The organism is uncultured Chloroflexus sp., assembly GCF_938091255.1.
Lineage (GTDB): Bacteria > Chloroflexota > Chloroflexia > Chloroflexales > Chloroflexaceae > Chloroflexus.
Window position 1 is genome coordinate 1 of record NZ_CALLJH010000013.1, and the last position, 16,480, is coordinate 16,480.

Annotated in this window: 14 protein-coding genes; 7 read left to right on the top strand and 7 right to left on the bottom strand. The window is 59.7% G+C overall.

What is annotated here, in order from left to right:
* A partial coding sequence (locus Q1A00_RS05515; protein WP_299755695.1) for a M48 family metallopeptidase occupies nucleotides 1–178 on the top strand: 178 nt, incomplete at its 5' end.
* Nucleotides 179–484: 306 nt separating this feature from the next.
* The gene (locus Q1A00_RS05520; RefSeq protein WP_298402858.1) at nucleotides 485–1,330 is read left to right on the top strand and encodes a low molecular weight phosphatase family protein; all 846 of its coding nucleotides are present in this window, start codon (nucleotides 485–487) and stop codon (nucleotides 1,328–1,330) included.
* Nucleotides 1,331–1,402: 72 nt separating this feature from the next.
* Here Q1A00_RS05520 and chrA read toward each other — a convergent pair whose 3' ends face one another.
* The 3 genes from chrA to glgP form a co-directional block, all read right to left on the bottom strand.
* Nucleotides 1,403–2,569, bottom strand: a complete 1,167-nt coding sequence (gene chrA, locus Q1A00_RS05525) for a chromate efflux transporter (protein WP_298402856.1) — start codon at nucleotides 2,567–2,569, stop codon at nucleotides 1,403–1,405.
* A gap of 111 nt (nucleotides 2,570–2,680) precedes the next feature.
* The gene (locus Q1A00_RS05530; protein WP_298402854.1) at nucleotides 2,681–3,451 is read right to left on the bottom strand and encodes a Fe-S cluster assembly protein HesB; all 771 of its coding nucleotides are present in this window, start codon (nucleotides 3,449–3,451) and stop codon (nucleotides 2,681–2,683) included.
* Between the two features lie 78 nt (nucleotides 3,452–3,529).
* Nucleotides 3,530–5,680 (bottom strand): alpha-glucan family phosphorylase, encoded by a 2,151-nt coding sequence (glgP, locus tag Q1A00_RS05535; RefSeq protein WP_298402852.1) that lies wholly within the window; start codon nucleotides 5,678–5,680, stop codon nucleotides 3,530–3,532.
* Nucleotides 5,681–5,974: 294 nt separating this feature from the next.
* Between glgP and Q1A00_RS05540 the strand changes: the two genes are divergently transcribed.
* Complete coding sequence (locus Q1A00_RS05540; RefSeq protein WP_298402850.1) at nucleotides 5,975–7,942, top strand: DUF4838 domain-containing protein; 1,968 nt, start codon at nucleotides 5,975–5,977, stop codon at nucleotides 7,940–7,942.
* Between the two features lie 45 nt (nucleotides 7,943–7,987).
* Here Q1A00_RS05540 and Q1A00_RS18455 read toward each other — a convergent pair whose 3' ends face one another.
* On the bottom strand, nucleotides 7,988–8,101 hold the full coding sequence (locus Q1A00_RS18455; RefSeq protein ID WP_366917417.1) for a hypothetical protein: 114 nt from the start codon (nucleotides 8,099–8,101) through the stop codon (nucleotides 7,988–7,990).
* Nucleotides 8,102–8,450: 349 nt separating this feature from the next.
* On the opposite strand from Q1A00_RS18455, the gene Q1A00_RS05545 reads away from it, so the two are divergent.
* The 4 genes from Q1A00_RS05545 (at nucleotide 8,451) to Q1A00_RS05560 (ending at nucleotide 12,484) form a co-directional block, all read left to right on the top strand.
* Nucleotides 8,451–8,906, top strand: a complete 456-nt coding sequence (locus Q1A00_RS05545) for a hypothetical protein (RefSeq protein WP_298402849.1) — start codon at nucleotides 8,451–8,453, stop codon at nucleotides 8,904–8,906.
* Complete coding sequence (locus Q1A00_RS05550) at nucleotides 8,903–9,970, top strand: class I SAM-dependent methyltransferase (RefSeq protein WP_299755640.1); 1,068 nt, start codon at nucleotides 8,903–8,905, stop codon at nucleotides 9,968–9,970. The genes Q1A00_RS05545 and Q1A00_RS05550 overlap by 4 nt, the downstream gene beginning before the upstream one ends.
* A gap of 203 nt (nucleotides 9,971–10,173) precedes the next feature.
* The gene (locus Q1A00_RS05555) at nucleotides 10,174–11,346 is read left to right on the top strand and encodes a GNAT family N-acetyltransferase (RefSeq protein WP_298402846.1); all 1,173 of its coding nucleotides are present in this window, start codon (nucleotides 10,174–10,176) and stop codon (nucleotides 11,344–11,346) included.
* A 94-nt stretch (nucleotides 11,347–11,440) separates the two neighbouring features.
* A complete protein-coding gene (locus Q1A00_RS05560) occupies nucleotides 11,441–12,484 on the top strand; it encodes a glycosyltransferase family 4 protein (protein ID WP_298402844.1) in 1,044 nt (347 codons plus the stop codon).
* A gap of 164 nt (nucleotides 12,485–12,648) precedes the next feature.
* Here Q1A00_RS05560 and lgt read toward each other — a convergent pair whose 3' ends face one another.
* The 3 genes from lgt to Q1A00_RS05575 are packed head-to-tail and all read right to left on the bottom strand — an operon-like array spanning nucleotide 12,649 to nucleotide 15,723.
* Nucleotides 12,649–13,536, bottom strand: a complete 888-nt coding sequence (lgt, locus tag Q1A00_RS05565; protein ID WP_299755644.1) for a prolipoprotein diacylglyceryl transferase — start codon at nucleotides 13,534–13,536, stop codon at nucleotides 12,649–12,651.
* A gap of 49 nt (nucleotides 13,537–13,585) precedes the next feature.
* Nucleotides 13,586–14,350: a phosphoribosylformylglycinamidine synthase I gene (gene purQ, locus Q1A00_RS05570; RefSeq protein ID WP_298402840.1), complete on the bottom strand. Its 765-nt coding sequence runs from the start codon at nucleotides 14,348–14,350 to the stop codon at nucleotides 13,586–13,588.
* Nucleotides 14,341–15,723, bottom strand: a complete 1,383-nt coding sequence (locus tag Q1A00_RS05575) for a protein kinase (RefSeq protein ID WP_298402838.1) — start codon at nucleotides 15,721–15,723, stop codon at nucleotides 14,341–14,343. The genes purQ and Q1A00_RS05575 overlap by 10 nt, the downstream gene beginning before the upstream one ends.
* Between the last annotated feature and the right edge of the window lie 757 nt (nucleotides 15,724–16,480).

Below are 16,480 nucleotides of genomic sequence, written 5' to 3' on the forward strand. Positions count from 1 at the left end.
ACGTGGCCGGCTTACATTCGATACCGATTTGCTTCGCCAACCAGCCGAATTCCGTCGCGAGGTTATTATCCACGAACTACTACACCTTAAAGTTCCTAATCATGGAAAGGTTTTTAAAGCGCTGCTCAGAGCCTACCTAGAGTCAGCAAAAACGAGTGTTCTTACCGCGAGCAAATAGTGAACAGTGAGGAGCGAATATGTGGGAGGGCGTCATTGCGCAGCACCGCATCCAATCTATTCTATTACTACACCATTCCGACCCTTAACAAAAACACTGACCACGCGCCATGCCCCATAGGAGCACACCGTCGTGCCCCACCACCGTATGACCCCCATCGCCGCGTGCCCACATCCTTTAGGATACCCCAGACACTGCATCCTCCCACCCTTACCCCAACCACCAACGTGGTACAATACGAGCAAATAGATTGCCAACAGTAAATCGCTTTGCGCCCTTGCCGTGAGCTTTCTCTATCACACCGCTATGCAGCCCACCACAACATCCATCCTCATCGTCGGCGCCGCCGACACCGGACGCGCACCGATCGCCGTTGCGCTGCTACGCCGCATAGCGCAAGCACACAGTTACCAATGGCACATTGCCTCGGCTGGCGTTGTCGGTCACGACGACGACCCATTGCAACCAGCGGCGCGCGATGCGTTGGCCGTGCTCGGCATTGATTGCGAGGAACACATTGCGCGCTCGCTCACTGCCGAGCTGGTCGAGAACGCTGATCTGTTGATCGCTATTGACAGCGGCATCGCCCGTGTAGTACGCGGTCGTTACCCGCAAGCACGAGTCGTTACCCTCGGCGAACTGGCCGGACGGGCGCGGGATATTCCCGATCCCGCCGGGATGCAGGTCGGCGCGTGGCTGCACTATAGCCGCGAAATGGAACAGTTGCTGCACGAGGGGTTTGCGCGCATTGTTGCTATGCTCAGCGGTAAAACTGCACCGGCACCGCCGGAACCGGCAGCAGCGCCGCCGCTAACTCCGCCAGCCCCAGCGCAACCGCCTGCCGAACGGCAAGCCATCTGTACTCGCGCCACCCGCCTGATCGATGCGATACAGGCTATGCCTGACGTGATCGACTGGCCGGCAGCGCGTGGCCGCATTCAAAGCACCTTAGCCGAACTCGTCTCACTGGTGACCGAACCAAACGACCTTACGACCCTTTACGTCGAAGCGATCAACCTCTGGCTCACACGGCAAACCAGTATGCCCGCTACCAACCAGCTCGAACGCCTGCGCGCCGCCATCGAGCGTGTGCAACAGCCGGTCGGTCAAGCTGAGGTAGCCGAGGTCATGCGCTGGGGAATCGAGAAGTAAGAGGCCCCCACCGGAACCGCCACCGTCCCCGTAGGGACGCAGCGATGCCGCGCCCCACCCCGCGCCACACCGTCACCCCACTACCCCGCCGATCACTGCCCACCCTATCACCACTGCCCACGGCGGAACCTGCCAAAGGTGCAGTGCAGCAAAGGCGCTTATCGCCAGCGCAACATCAATCGGGCCACGGATCGCACTGGTAATCACTGGCTGATACAAGGCCGCTAGCAAAATACCCACCACTGCTGCATTGATCCCATTCATCGCCGCTTGTGCCGCCGGCTGCGCGCGCAACTCAGCCCAAAAGGGCAATGCCGCCCATACCAGCAAAAACGACGGTAAAAAGATTGCGATCAGTGCCAATATTCCGCCAAGCCAACCACTCGGAGGCACCGCCACCACCGCCCCAAGGTAGGCGCTGAAGCTGAGCAATGGCCCCGGCAGCGCCTGCGCTGCGCCATAGCCAGCAATGAAAGTCTCGGCATTGAGCAAGCCCGACCCGACCACAACCGGTTCGAGCAGCGGTAAGACCACGTGTCCGCCGCCAAACACTAACGATCCGCTGCGCACCATGCCGGCCAACAAGACCAAGGTCGTATTGTCACTAAAGGTTGCTAACAATGAACCGCCGAGCACAACAGCGAACAGTGCCCCGAACGCAAGGCCAGTACGTGGTGTAATTGGTGATAACACCACTGCCCCATTACGATCCGCTGCCCTCAGCAATCGCCATCCTGCCACCCCACCCAACCCGATCACCAGTAGTTGCACCCATGCATCCGGCCAGATCAGTAATAACATCGCCGCTCCAATCGCAATACTGGCTCGCAGCCGGTCTGGACAGAGGCGCTGTGCCATCTGCCAGATTGCCTGTGCGACTACAGCTACTACGACCACTTTCAACCCGTGCAACCAACTGCTGGCCGGGTCGCCCAGTACTTTCACTCCATACGCTACGCCGATCATGATCAGCGCCGACGGTAACGTAAAACCAAGCCATGCCGCTAGTCCGCCAGCTAAACCAGCACGTATAGAACCAATGGCAATCCCGACTTGACTACTGGCCGGGCCGGGCAAAAACTGACTCAACGCGATCAGATCGGCATACGTTGCCTCGTCGATCCAGCGCCGTCGCTCAACCAGTTCGGTGCGAAAATAACCAAGATGAGCCACCGGCCCACCGAATGAGGTCAATCCTAAGCGCAGAAATACGAGGAAGATGGTGAGAGGTGAAATCATTGAGAATACCCGCAAGGCATAACATTCAGCTACTGACAGCTCCTGATTCGCAACAGACCAGCCGTGTGCCCTAACGCTAGGCAGGAGATACCCGTGTACTCTTCACGCTGCTTATTCACCGTCAAACTGTTTCCTGTTGTACCATGCACACACTGCCTGCAACGGGCAACCATCATGCCGATCAAGAAAACTGTTACGTCCCGGCTGGCGTGAATAGACCCGTCGCGCCGGCGGGCCATCACAGCGGGGCCGCACCAAACAATAACGCACAGCCAATTCATTCAATTGGGCATGGAAATCAGCCAACAACACCGGATCAGATGGCAATTCCTTGGCAATCGCCTGTTGCACTTGGCCGTAGCTCGCCCGCTCCCACGCAAGCCGATCCGGCGCAAGACGAGCAAAGATGCGACGAGTATAAGCGTCAACCACAAACAGGGGATGCTGACCGGCGTAAAGTAAGATCACATCTGCTGTCTCTGGCCCAATCCGCGGCAACTGTAACAGTTCGGTCCGCAGCGTCGCCGTCGGGCGGCTAAGCATGGTTGCCAGATCGCCATACCGTTCTTGAATAGCGCGGGCCAGCGCGATCAAACCGCTCGCCTTTTGCCGGTAAAACGCACAAGGATAGATCAACGCCGCCAACTGCTCGGCTTCAACATCCGCCAATGCCGCCAGATCAAGCAAACCGGCGGCGTGCATGCGCACCACCGCCGCTTCTACCGTCTCCCAGCGCGTCTGCTGCACCAGCACCGCGCCGATCACTATCTCAAGCTGTGGCCGATCACTAATGATCGGCCACCACGGACTAGAAGCCTCTGGCCCATACAGCGGGCCGAAGTGAGCCACTAGCCGGTGGTAGATATCAATGATCCGCTGCATCATCATTGCTAAACACAAAGGCGCGCCGAGAGCACGAGACGCCCATCACCCTCGCTGCGCGCCTTGGCGTTGAACACTTTATACCGTTGGCATCGCACCTTGCACCGCTACCGGCATATACATATCGCGCAGGTAATCGGCCAGCATCCGGCGCGTGCTAAAGATTGGCGCGACCGTTGCGACAGCCTCTTTGCAAATCTGCACCCACTCCACCGGAATACCGTTCGCGTCACGATTGTCGTAATAGCGCGGTACAATCTCGTGTTCGAGCAGGTGATAGAGCGACTGCGCATCATTCCAGTCTTGCTCGTCTTGATTGGCATACTCGCGCTCGTCCCCGATCGCCCAACCGTTCCGCCCATTGTACGCCTCTGGCCACCAGCCATCGAGCACCGAACAATTCGGCACGCCGTTCAAGCTAGCCTTCATCCCGCTGGTGCCGCTGGCTTCATACGGACGGCGCGGATTGTTGAGCCAGACATCAACCCCCTGCACTAACGCTCGCCCAACCGCTATATCGTACTCCTCGAGGAAGACGATCCGGCCAGCTAAGCCCGGTTGCATCGATAGCCGGTAGACATCTTGGATGAATTGCTTTCCCGGATCATCTTTGGGATGGGCTTTACCAGAGAAGATAATCTGCACTGGTTTGCCCGGTCGATTGAGAATGGCCTTCAGTCGCTCAATATCTTTGAACAGCAACGTCGCCCGCTTGTACGTCGCAAACCGGCGGGCAAAGCCGATGGTAAGAATGTTCTCTTCGAGCACTGGCCACACCGGCGCCGGAATGCCGAGCCGCATGTAGTGCTGTTGCAGGCGTTGGCGACTGAACGCGATCAGATCGCTCTTGAGCTTTTGGCGCGTGCGCCAGAAGGTTTCGTCAGGAATCTGGTATACCTTCCGCCAAAGTTGCGGATCATCGAGATTATCTTCCCAATGCTTCCCAAGGTATGAATTGTAGAGCGTGCGCATTTCGGGTGCCAACCACGTCGCGGTATGCACACCGTTCGTAATCGAAGTAATCGGTACCTCGTCCTGAGCACGTCCGGGGTAGAGCCATTGCCACATCCCGCGCGCCACGTGGCCGTGCAGCTTGCTCACGCCGTTGTGGTAGGCCGAGAAGCGCAGCGCCAGCGCCGTCATGGCGAAGGTCGGCCCCCAGTGCTGCTCTTGCAAGGCCAGATTCATAAACTCATCGCGGGTGAGGTTAAGCTGCGGCCAGAAGCTCCAGAAGAACTTCTCGATCATTGGTAGCGGGAAGGCATCGTTGCCCGCCGGTACCGGGGTGTGGGTGGTAAAGACGCAGTGCGCTTTGACCTGTTCCATTGCCTCTTCAAAGCTGTAGCCTTGCGCTACCAGCTCGCGGCACAGCTCAAGCACAAGGAAGGCCGAATGGCCTTCATTCATGTGCCAGACAGTCGGTCTGTAGCCAAGCCGGCGCAACGCGCGCACACCACCGATCCCCAACACTAGCTCTTGCGAGATGCGCATCTCTTGGTCGCCGCCGTACAGCCGCGCCGATAACTCGCGATCTTGCGGGCTGTTCGGGTGGATGTCGGTATCCATCAAAAGTAACTCGGTGCGACCCACCTGAAATTTGTAGACTTTGGCATAAATTGTGCGTCCGGGCAGTTCAACTTCAACCACCACCTCGCGACCTTCGGGATCGAGCGCGGGCAACGCCGGCACGTCGGCAAAGTTGAGCTTGTTGTACTCGGCATGTTGCCAACCGCTCTGATCGAGTCGCTGCCGGAAGTACCCCTGCGGGTAGATGAAGCCGACACCGACCAGCGGAATCCCCATATCGCTGGCCTCTTTGATGTGATCGCCCGACAAAATGCCCAAACCGCCCGAATAGATCGGCAAACTCTCGTGCAGGCCAAACTCGGCGCTAAAGTAAGCGATCAGCGTGTCTTTCGAGTCAGGGTAATGCTTGCTAAACCATGTCTTCTTGGCGCTCATGTAGCTGTCAAAACTTTTGAGCACCGCGTCGTACCGCTTGAGATACGCTGGATCGTTTGCCGCTGCTTCGAGTTTGCGCTGACGAACATCGCGGAGAAATTCGACCGGATTGTGATACACCAATTCCCATAGCTCCGAGTCGATCGATCGGTACAAGTCTTGCGCTTCAGGATGCCACGTCCACCAGAGATTGTAGGCAAGCTCACGGAGCCGAGCAATCCGTTCCGGACAGGGCGTGAACAGGATCTCGTGTTCAAACCGTAGCATGGTTTCCTCACATCATCATCTGATGCTAACCACCGGCGATACCGGCATGATAACAGGATCTTGCTTGTAACCGCCACTCATGATCGCATGTGGATTCGAGAGTAGAAAATGACGGCTTGTCTGCATTGTAGCCGCTGAAGGCGAATTTGTCCACTATGCAACTAATTTCTGTGCGATTCCCGCCCGATCCGTGTCAATCCGTCCTATCCGTGCGCATCTGTTTCCTATCCCCCACGTCACCACTCCTGCTATAATAGCCGCGATATCCAACGTTGCACCGGCTCAGCACATGGCATGAACCATCTTCTCACCAGTCACTGGGCAATCGAGTTGCCGAGCGATCATTCTACGGCCCAGTTTGCCGCTCACGAGTTGCGCCGTGCCCTCCAACGGATGGGAGGGCCGGTGTTGCCAATCACCGGCGCTGCCGCCGGCCCGCGCATCGCGTTGCGCCACGGTCCCGACGGTGATGGCTTTGTGCGCATGGCCGATGAGCGCGGTCTGGTGTTGATCGGTGAAGGGCCGCGCGGCTTGCTCTACGCGGTCTATAGCTTACTAGAAGCGTTGGGATGGCGTTGGATTGGCCCCGGCCCCGCCGATGAGCATGTGCCGCGCTGGGCCCAAATTCGCTTGCCTGCCGCAACGGTTGCCGAGCAACCAGCATTCGCGCGCCGCGGGTTGGTGATCGGGCACGATCTCTTTCTCGCGCAGGCCGAAGCGTGGATCGCATGGGCGGCGCGGGCACGACTCAACACGATCTTCGTTCATACCATTGGCACCAGCGGGATGCCGCTCGGTGCATGCCGCTGGCGCTACTGGCAGCAACGCCGCCAACGACTCTGGCCGCTGATCGAAGAACGCGGCTTACGCCTCGAAATCGGCGGCCATCATCTGCGCGACGCCGTGCCACGTCAGCTCTTCCGCCAGCAACCCGATCTGTTCCGTCACGATGGTCGCCGGCGGGTGACCAGCGGCAACCCTTGCCCGACCAACCCAGCCACGCAAGCTATCGTGCGCGATTGGGCGCGTGGGTTGTTCGCCGCCGAACCCAACGCCAGCGTGTATCACCTCTGGCCAGAAGACCGACTCGGCGGCGGCTGGTGTGTATGTTCGCGTTGCGCTGCACTCTCGCCGTCTGATCAGTCCTTGATCCTTGTCAATGTAATGGCCGCGGCCTTGGCCGAATGCAACCCTACAGCCCGTATTTCCTTCCTCGCCTACCACGACACCTTTGCCCCGCCGCAGCAGATCGCGCCGGCAGTCAATGTCGAAGTGGTGATTGCGCCACGCCAACGCTCGTATGCCGCCGGGATCAGCGACACAACCAACCCGGTCAACGGGCCGCTGGCCGAGCAGATTGCCGCCTTGCGCGTCTCCTTCCCTGCTGGCGCGAGCATGTTTGAGTACTACCTCGACGGAATTTTGTTCAAATCGGCTTTGCCGCCGCTCGGCCCGACCATCGCCGCCGATCTGCGCGCCTACTACGAGTGGGGGCTTGACGGCGTTCACGTTTTGCTAACTGGCGACCGGCCATGGCTAGCGGTTGGCCCCAACCCGCACAGCTTCGCGGCGCTGGCATGGCAACCGCAACGCGAATCGGCGGCGCTGCGCGGTGAATACGCTGCGACCCGCGCCCCTGCTACAGCGGCATTGCTCGACACGGCCTACGCCGCCCTAGAGACGGCGTGGCGGCATGCCCTTGCCATCAAGCCCGCCGACGTGCGCCGCCAACACGACGGCCACCGGCGCGACCCGGTTGCGCACCCGCCGCGCGACATCCTCGACAGCTATGATACGCCGCCGCCCCACTGCGAGCAGCGACTGGCAGCGCTGCACGAGGCGCTGGACGCGCTGCCCGCCGGCGAAGCAGCACTGGCCGCCGCGCAACACACCGCCGTCGCTGAGCAAGCCGCGCTCGCCGCCGATGCCGCCGAATGGTCAGCGAGTGCGTTGCTGCTCCGCTTTCTCGCTGCTCGCCAAGAAGCAGCGGTGGTGCAAGCGCGCCGCGCACCGCTGGCCCGCCAACGACAAGCACTCGCCGCCGCCCGCGCCGCCCACACCGATCTGCTCAACTGGGCCGCCCGCCACGTCCCACCGCCGGCCCGCGCCGGCCATCGCCTGCTGCGCATGTTGCTCGCGCTGCACCTCGATCAACTTGAGAGCCGCATTGCGCTGCCGTGGCACAGCGCGCGGCTACGCTGGCAACGCTGGCGCGAATTGGTGCTGTTGTTGGCAAGATTGTGGTGGCAATGGCAGAGGTGATCGAAGGGTAAGAGGAGGCGAGCAACTCTAGATTTATTCGCCCACTCATCGTAAGATACGCGCTTTAATGTCTGGCGAAAGCCATATGCCTGAGCTGGCTAACCTCGATACATTCGGTCTAAGGTGCGCAATGAGACCATAGGTTTTAGCTTCCAACAAGACCTTCTATGTGCCCCACACGCGCAGACTCGCTCCCGGCGCAATACGGCGCGCCAAAGCGTTATCAAGCAGCACGAGCCGGTCTGGATACTCTAACGCCGCCAGTCCCTTAAGCTGATACCAGCCATTCCGAAGGCGTCGTTGGATTGACCGCGCATAGCCAATCCGTTACAGAAGGCACATCACAGCCTTTATTCAGACCAATTTGCAATTCTTTTTTAGATAACCTCCGAACTGCATTCATCAACCGACACCTAGCGACACCCCGGCAATCCTTCCCGCACCGCCATCCCCCCAACCGGGTATAATGAACGTGAGGCATTCTACGACAGAGGGTATGATGACCGCTATGAACGATAACTTCTTTGCTTTTCAATATCACGCCCTCAAGCCACTTGAACGATGGGGCGCCGGGAGCGTGATTGGCGGCGCAGTCTTAGCTTTGCTCCCCGGTTTCTGGCGTCACTTCGGCTTACAGGCGATCAGTTGGGGTGTCATTGACTGGCTGCTGGCGATTGCTGGCCGTCGGCAAGCGTTGCTCAAGGCCGAAGATTTGGTTGCCGGCGATCTCGACGAATCGGTGGCACACGCCGCTGCTGAACGGTTCCGCACCATCTTGCTCGTCAATGCCGGTCTCGACCTGCTTTACATCGGCGCCGGTCTGTGGCTGCTGCGCACGGCAGGCGATCGTGCCGACCGACGCGGTATGGGCGCTGGCATCCTCGTACAGGGTCTCTTTCTCTTACTCTTTGATAGCATCCTCGCCGCTGAAATCAACCGGCGTTGGATTCCGCCATCGCCATGATCAACCAACGCATCTTTCCACTGTTGCAATGCCCAACCTGCCGGGTACGTCCGCTCATTGTCGAAGCCGGTGGCGTGCGTTGCCCACGCTGCCAGACGCTCTACCCCTTCGGCGATGGCTTCATCGACCTGATGCCGCGCGGGGCCGAGTTCGATTACGTTTCTAAGTACGTCACCGACGAAGAGCAGTTGGCCGCTGAGCTTGACTACCGCGAACTGGCGCCGCCGCTGTTGGCCGCTGGCGTGCGCGACCGCACTCTGCGCCGCTTGATGCGCTGGCGTAAGAACGATGTGGTGCTGGATAACGGCTGCGGTACCGCCAAGCATGCCGTCTGGAACGCCAAGTATGTCGGGTTGATGGTAGGTTCCGATCCGGCGACGCTCTTTGCCGATGAAGCGGTGCGCACGGTGACGCTAGCCAAAGCCGATTCGCGTATGTTGCCTTTCGCCGACGGTAGTTTCGATAAGGTCTTCGCCATCGACATCCTTGAACATTTCCCGCTGCCGGTGATCGATGCCTATCTGGCTGAAACGGCCCGCGTGCTGCGCCCCGGCGGGCGTATGCTGGCCTTCTCGAACACCCGCGAACGCTCGCCGATCCAACCGGTCATTGACATTAGCCGCCATATCGGTCGCCTATTCGTCAAAGCCGGCGTCTACGATTTTGAACGCGAAAAGCTGCGCAAGTCTGACCATATCAAAGCACTCGAAACGTGGGAAGACGTGCTGGCCGCTTTCGAGCGGGCTGGATTACGCCCGGTGAAAGTCATTTTCTGGAACAGCCTGTTTACAACGTTTGTGGAACATGTGCTGATGAAGCTCGGCGAGGCGATCATCGGGCGCGCACGCGGGCGCAAGGTAGCCAACAATCTGCCGACAAGAGTAAGCGCCGGCGCAGCTCGCGAGATCCGCGCGCGCCAGCGTATGCGCGGCTATTTACGCAACAAGGGGCCGGTCTACTACGTCTTGCTCGCCGTGACGTTGTTGATGGAGCTTGACCTGTGGCTGTTTGGCTGGATGCGCTGCGGCAGCTACTTTATTCTGGTCGAAAAGCCACGGGGGTGAGGTTTACCGCCGCAGGCGCAGAGGATGAAGAATAGTCACAAAAAGACGCAAAAGACACAACAATTTTTTGTGTTTCTTGCGTCTCTTCGTGGCTATTCAAACAGCAGGGGCTGAAATTGCCACAAACAGACACAAAAACCCTTACCACTCTTTTCGTGTCTTTTGTGTCTCTTCGCGGCTATTCAAACAATGGAGCGATCTGAATGATCAGCTACCGGCAACTCACCCCAACCGACTTCGAGCAATTCTGGGCGCTTGACAGCTACGCTTTCGCCCGCCAGTACCACCGTGGTCGCTACACGCCGGACGTCATCGCCCAACTGCGCGGGTTATTCATTAATGGCGAGCACGTGGCCCAATTGCAGATCATGCCGTTTCAGATGCAGGCCGGCAACGGCGAGTTGCCGGTGGGTGCGATCGGCAGCGTAGCGACATGGCCGCAGCATCGCCGGCGCGGCTATGCCGAGCAGCTCTTGCGCCACGCCTGCAACGAATTGCGCGAGCGCGGCGCAGTGCTAGCCCTTCTCCACCCCTTCCGCCATGACTTCTACCACCGGCTAGGTTGGGCACTGGCCGGCGAACGGCGCTTGGTGCAGCCTACCCCGGCCCATCTGCGCGCCTTTCAGTCCGCTCCCGGCGTGTATATCCCCGTCGGCCCCACCCACATCGCCGAACTCGATGTCATCTACCGCGGCGCGTTGCGCGGGCGCTACGGCCCACTGGCGCGCTCACCGGAATGGTGGCAGGTCGATGTCTTGCAAACGTGGAGCGGCGAACCCTACCACGCCTTCATCTGGCGCGATGAGCAGGGCAATGGGCGTTCGTACCTGATCTACCGCTTTGAACGCAGCGATAATGGCGACCGCCTAGTCTGCCGCGATATTGTTGCCCTTGACCCGCAGGCCCGCGCCCAACTCTTCGTCTTCATCGCCCGCCACGCCGATCAGATCGTCGCCGCCGAGATTCCTACCCCGATTGACGCCCCACTCAATGCGTTACTACCCGCACCGGCGCCAACCACCGTTGTGCCGCTCTTTATGCAGCGCGTCCTCGACGTGCAACGCCTGCTCAGCCTCTATCCCTTCGCCAACACAACAGGCCAGCTTACCATCCAGATCGCCGATGACTGGATCACGGATAACGCCGGACGCTATCAGCTCGCGTGGCACAATGGCCGCACCACCGTCACCCGCCTCGGCTCCGGTGAGGGAGATCTCGCCTGCACCAGCGCCACCCTTAGCCAACTCCTCAGCCGCTACCTCCGCCCCCGCACCGCCGCCGCTTTCGGCCTGCTCAGCGTAAGCGACCGGCGTGCGCTGGCCCTGCTCGAACAGGCGCTGGCCGGCTTGCCGCCGTTTTGCGGTGATTATTGGTAGAGGCTCAACCCATTCCCTCATTGACACTCTCGCCAATCTGTGCCAAGATCGAGCGGTTGCGTGAAGGTTGGCCGCTGGATGGAGTTTTATCACTATGCTGCGCCCACTCTATGTCTCGCCGCTTGGTCGCGGCGGCGTCGATTTTGGCATTCAGAATATCACCCGCGCCGTGCAAGGCGCCGGTTTGTCGCCGCAGTTGCTGCGCTTGCCAGAACTGTACAACTTTCTACCTATGCTCATTCCTAATACGTTGCCCGCCGATGTGGCCCGCCGCTTCGATATTGTGCAGGGCCGCTCGCGGGTTGCATTTAGCCTGCGCGGGTATGGTTTGCCGGTGGTAACGACGGTACACCACCTCACCACCGACCCGGCTCTACAACCCTACAGCTCGTTGGCCCAGCGTCTCTTCTACCGGCTGGTCGAGTCACGCTACGATGGCATGTCCATCGCCTACGCCGATGCGGTGGTCTGCGTCAGCCGCTACACCCAGCGCATGGTGGAGATGACCTACGGACGCCGTGATACAGTGCTGATTTATGACGGCATTGATACTGATGTTTTTGTGCCACCGCCGGGTATGGTTCGCCGCGACGATGGCTTGCCGCCGAGTAATGCCCGCATCCGCCTGCTCTTTGTCGGCAATCGTACCCGCCGCAAAGGGTTCGATCTGCTGCCCCGAATTATGGATCGGCTGCCGGAGGACTACGTACTCTACTACACCGGCGGCTTTCAAGGGCGCGATGCCGGCTCGCCCCATCCGCGCATGATCTCAATCGGTTCGCCTGACCGGGCCGGCTTGGTGGCAGCCTACCAGAGCTGCGATATCTTGCTTTTCCCCTCGCGGCTGGAAGGGTTTGGGATTGTCCCCGCCGAAGCACTGGCCTGTGGCCGTCCGGTGGTGACAACCAACGTTGCCGCGCTGCCCGAAGTGGTTGACGACGGGCAGAATGGCTTCTTGGTCGCTCGCGACGATGTAATCGGCTACGCCGAAAAGGTGCGCACGCTCGGTGAAGACGCGGCGCTTCGCCGCCGCTTCGGTGAACACGGGAGAGAGAAGGTTGTCGCTAATTTCGGCTACGGCCCGCTTGGCGAGGGGTTCACGCGGCTGTATACCCGCTTGTTAGGGCGCGAGGGATGATCTAACGCAAAGGATGCGGAGAGCGCAAAGCCCACCAAGATATTGTGAGATTGGGCTAGAAGTGTCCTTGTGCCGCCTCCATATCAAACCTTCGCGCCCTCTGCGCCTTTGCGTTTACCCCTTTGCAACCTTAGCGTCTTTGTGTGTACTCCTTCGCGCCTTCCTTATTGCGGCTCGGTAATTACCGTGCCGGCAAATGGCCGCCGGTGGTTGAGGAAGAGCAAAATCGCGCACAGCACAATCGCGATCACGCTCACCAACTGCGCTACCCGAATACTGCCCTCGCACGAACCGCCAACCCCGCTCGTGCATAAGCTATCGATCCGCAACCCTTCAATCCAAAATCGCCCACTTGAATAGATGATTCCGTACAAAAACAGCAGATCACCCGGATTGAGCCGGCGCCGTTCGGGCGGAGCTAAGCGACCAAACCGGCGATCAAGCCAGAGCAATAAGCCCACTCCGACCAGATTCCACACCGATTCGTAGAGAAAGGTCGGATGGAAGAGGGTTGTAATCGGATAGGTTGTGAGATCGTTGTACGGCGGTACCCGATATTCGGGATCGATCCGCAACCCGAATGGCAAATCGGTCGGGCGGCCATAGGCTTCTTGATTAAAAAAATTTCCCCACCGTCCAATGCTCTGGGCCAGCAAGAAACCGGGCACACAGACATCGAGCCAATCCCAATACGGCAATTTAGCGTAGCGCGTATAAATCACGGTCGAGAGCAGCGCGCCGATAATCGCGCCATGGATCGCGATCCCGCCAGTGGTGAGGTTGAACGCGCTCCATGGATTAGGCGCGAACCGTTCCCACTCAAAGGCGACGTAATAGATCCGCGCGCCGGAAATGCCGAGGATCAAACCTAACATCAACTGGTTCCAGACGTGATCGGGGTGATAGCCGCGCGCAACCGCCCGCCGCGACGCCAGTAGGGCCGCAATCAACGCCCCGGTCATGATGATTGCGCCATACCAGCGCACCACGATCGGGAACCCAAACAGGGTAAAGCTTATCAAAAATGGATCGTCAGGTGGGTAGAGAACCATACTTTCTCCAGCATCATACCTTGTTGTAGCAACATAGCACACTACGCCGCTACAACGACGCCGCATAGCGCACTGCGTTGCGGAAGATTTGCAAACCGTCACCCTCCCGCCGTGCGGGTTCGCGCGTCCAGCGTGGATGCTGGTGCGGCAACACCGCATTTTCCGGGTGCGGCATCAGGCCCAACACATTGCCCTGCGCATTGCACAAGCCGGCAATGTTGTGCGGCGAGCCATTGGGATTGGCCGGATAACCCTCGCCAACATAGCGCAGCGCCACCAAGCCAGCGGCTTCCAATTCAGCTAACGTTGCCTGATCACGCACCGCGATCCGGCCCTCGCCGTGAGCGACCGGCACTTCGATCGGGCGTTCGATACCGGAGGTAAACAAGCAACGGCTGTTACTTACCGCTTCCAACTGCACCCAGCGACATTCAAACTGACACGACTCATTCGTCGTGAGTGTGACCCGCGGCGCTTGGCGGGTGGGGCCGGGCAACAAGCCAGCCTTGACCAACACCTGAAACCCGTTGCAAATCCCGATCACCGGGCGGCCATCAACCACAAATCGCTCTAACTCCTCGCCAAGGCGATGGATCAGATCAACCGCCAACAACCGGCCAGCGCCGAGATGATCGCCATACGAAAAGCCGCCGGGGATGACTAATAATGCATAATCGGCCAACTTTACCGAACCTTCGGCAATTCGGTTGACATGCACCCGTTCCGGACGCGCGCCGGCCAACTCGCAGGCCAGCGCCGCGTCGGCATCGCGATTGATGCCGGGAGCGCGCAAAATGAGAGCTTTCAGTTCCACCGAAACTCCATCTCCACCTCACCGATCTGGATCAGATCACCCGATTTCAACCGTTGCGGCACATTCGGCGGGATCAAGACCCCGTTAATCCGGGTGCCGTTGGTGCTCTGCTGATCGGTGAGGGTATAGTGATCGCCGCGCCGCTCGATAATGGCGTGCAGACGCGAGGCGATCCCACGGTCGTGTTCAGCCAGATCCAATTCAGGAAAGTGAGCGCGACGCGGATCGCGCCGGCCAATCCGCACCGGCGAGTGGTCGAGCACCATCTCCCAGTGGCGGTAAGGTGAACGGACGATCAAGCGGGCCGGCGGCAAGATCGGCGCAGCAGTGGCAACCGGCCCGATTCGTTGTAGCGCGGTACCGCAACCGGCGCAAAACCGGGCCTGCGGCTTATTGACCCTCCCACACTTTTCACACACCACCCCATCTGCTGGCGCCGGCGTGACCGGCGGCGGGGCAACCACCGGCGGCGGGGCCGGGGGAACCACCGGTTTAACTGGCGGCACCGGCGCCATCTGCACCGTCGGATCGACATACGGCCTCTTGAGACGCTTGTGCAGCGCCTGCTCAAACTCGGCGCAACTGGCAAACCGCTGCTCGCGTTCGAGACTCATAGCCCGAATAATAATTGCCTCGGTTTCCGGGGCTACCGAGCGGTTTATGCGCGTGATCTCGCCACGGCGCGGCGGCTGCAACGGGATCGGCGGCATCGCCGTCAGCAGGTGCAGCATAGTCGCCCCAAGCGCATAAATATCCGAACGGGCATCGGTCTGCCCTTTGCCGTACTGTTCGGGTGGCGCATACCCGGCTGATCCCATCGCGATCGTGTCTTTCGACTTGCCAATCTTGTGCTTACGAGCCACGCCAAAGTCGATCAGTTTGAGCACGCCGTCCGGGGTTAGGATTACATTTGGCGGCTTGAGGTCACGGTAGATGATTGGCGGCTGGCGCGTGTGCAGGTAGTGTAACACCCGGCAGAGCTGAATCCCATAGCCGATCACTTGTTGTTCGAGCATCGGTGCATTCGCCTCGCGAATCATTGCCTCAAGCGTCTTGCCCGGCACAAACTCCATGATCATCGTCGGGCGACCTTCATACTCGAATAGATCGATCACCACCGGCAGATTCGGAAACGAGAGCGAACGCAGCAATTCAGCCTCTTGCAGGAAGAGCTGGCGCGCCTCGAGCAACTCTTCGGCAGTCACCTCACCGGCGGGTCGCATCTCCTTCAGCGCCCAAATGCTGCCATCACTCACCCGCCGCACACGATAGACCGCACCCATCCCACCTCGCCCGATCAGGTTGAGGATAGTGTAGGCATCATCAGTGCCACGCACCGTTACATTGTCTGCTAGCCGGTCAAGTGTGAACATAACGGGCTACTGTATCATTGCTGTGCTAGAGCAATTATACCACCCCCCTCTCTTTTCCGTGGGAGAGGGGACACGGGGTACGGTTGTGAGGGGCACACAGTGCAGAGCACGCAAACACCTTACGGCCGTGCGGCGCACATATCGCGTCACGCGCATTGCACAGACGGGCCAGCACGGTTGGGATACAGGTCTGTATGCGCCGTTCTAGACTGGTGCGTCCCATCACCCTCTCCTTCTGGCACACGAGGGAGGTCTAGTAAGCGGAGGCTCGGGTTGACACGTCGCGCTCGAATCTCCCTTCAAGGTGGAGGCACACCACAAGGTGGGTCACACCGCACCGGCCGTATCGTTACACCGTAGGGGCACAGCATACTGTGCCCCCTACAGTACCCCTACGGTGCGGCACACAACGTTCAATACCATAAGGACGGGATATATGCCGTTGTTCGGCATAAGGACGGTCAATGCATATGCAACGGGACATTACCACCCGGAACCGGCGACGGCCCGGCGCACACCCACACGTGACCCCACAGCCACCCGTGGTAGCAGTGTCGGGTCATGCGCATCTGACCGTCACACCGCACCGGCCGTAGAGCCGTGCAGACGGGCCAGCACGGTTGGGATACAGGTCTGCGCGGTTCTAGACCGGTGCGTGCCATCACCCTTTCCTTCTGGCACACGAAGGAGGTCTAGTAATGAGGATGTTTGAACCAGTGCGGAGGTTCAAACAAGGGTTGACACATCGCGCTCGAAT